Source organism: Bartonella sp. SD1336NMGDW (genome assembly GCF_042193565.1).
Lineage (GTDB): Bacteria > Pseudomonadota > Alphaproteobacteria > Rhizobiales > Rhizobiaceae > Bartonella > Bartonella grahamii.
Genome location: NZ_JBHILW010000064.1, coordinates 1 through 1,534 on the forward strand (window position 1 = coordinate 1; position 1,534 = coordinate 1,534).

The following is a 1,534-nucleotide window of genomic DNA, read 5'->3' on the forward strand; positions in this document are numbered from 1 at the left end:
CTAATATGCAAGAGGCGATAAAAGAAACACAACATCTCTATAGACAGTATAATCTTTATGCAGCAATACAATATATTATTGTCGAAGACCAAACATTACCACATCTTGTGAATTCATTGCGGGTCGCTCTTAACGCGCTTCATAAATATTTTGACAGAAAAACTAAATGGTAAATGTTTATTATAATGTTTCAAAGGCAGTTGATTGCTCTTCTGATAGTTCGGCTATAAATACTGCGTGAGAAAAGCTAAATAATATATATACGAATAGCTCAAAGAATGCGATATAGAATACAATACCCATAGAGAGGTTTTCGCGAAACTGAACCCAGAGAAGCATTGTTTGTAGTAAAAATGAAACAGGTAGCGCTTGTATTCTATATTGGATTGGTGCCATACAGACTGTAAGGGGAAGAGTAAGCATTAAAATAATTGTCCCTAACAAATAAGGGGCAAAAGAGCGGGGGAAAAACGTAGCAATGATGTACCCTGTAGAAAACATAATTATAAAGGTAACCACTGCTGTGAAATAGGAGAGCCCCACTAGGCGCAAGAGTAGAAATAAGCCACGTTTAGCAAAACGAAAGTAATAATTTATTGTTTTTTCTCCGTTTTTTTTCTTAATCGCTTTATGTTCTCTAAATCTTTCTCGTTTCTCAATTATTTCGTTCCATTTGCTTTTATCCTTTGTAAAAGCATAATCGATAGTTTCTAATGTTGGCAGTATTATTGTTAATAGTATTTTTCCTACTAAATTTAGGAACTCTTTTAGAGTTTCAAGTATGCCCCCTAGAAATAATCCAATGCCGTAAATTACTAATATAATAATATCAATTAATATTGGGATTATTAAGATAAGGATTACAATTCCTATAATAAACCACATTTTCTCCCCTTTTTTATTAATTATCAATCATAGTATTGAACCTTTAATTGATTTTTTCTCAACCAGATTCATTCTTTTTCTGTTGTTGCCAAAGCTTTTATTATTATCTTGGACAATTCCTCATTAATTATTTCCTCTTCAACCGCTTGAAGTTCATTAATTCTTTGATCTTTCCAATCAGACGCTGCCTGATAATTTTCAATTAAGCGATCATGTTCAAAATTTGCTTTTATTCCTAGGTAATTTCTCCAAGCAAACAACAAAATTGCTACCACTAATAAAAAGTTTCTTGAAAATTCAAGATGCCAAAGCACCCCGAGTACTATGACCAATAAAAGAGTACCTTGAAATTCTGTATTCCGACCATTCTCTGCTTCTTCCCACATGTCAGAGACTATAGCCCATAGTATGAGTATACCCACTATTACTATGACAATATCACGCATTGTTCTCCCCCGCTTTTTATTAGTTTCTAGTCATATAATTGATTCGTTGAGATGATACAATTGTGAGTGGTTGGTTGTTAAAGACGCTAGATTTAGGTGAAAAAAATAAAAAATACACAATATAGCGATTTTTTTTGTTGACAGGATATGAAAAATAGTGTTTTATGGCGTTGCTGTACTAGTCGAATTGCGTCTAGAATTAC

General features: G+C 32.9%; 2 protein-coding genes. Both read right to left on the reverse strand.

Translation table 11 applies throughout. The annotated features are described in order from the left end of the window. Nucleotides 1-180: 180 nt before the first annotated feature. Nucleotides 181-885, reverse strand: a complete 705-nt coding sequence (locus tag ACFIKH_RS09080) for a hypothetical protein (protein ID WP_375649271.1) — start codon at nt 883-885, stop codon at nt 181-183. 68 nt (nt 886-953) lie between these two features. After that, nucleotides 954-1,331 (reverse strand): hypothetical protein, encoded by a 378-nt coding sequence (locus tag ACFIKH_RS09085; protein ID WP_375671529.1) that lies wholly within the window; start codon nt 1,329-1,331, stop codon nt 954-956. Nucleotides 1,332-1,534: the final 203 nt, after the last annotated feature.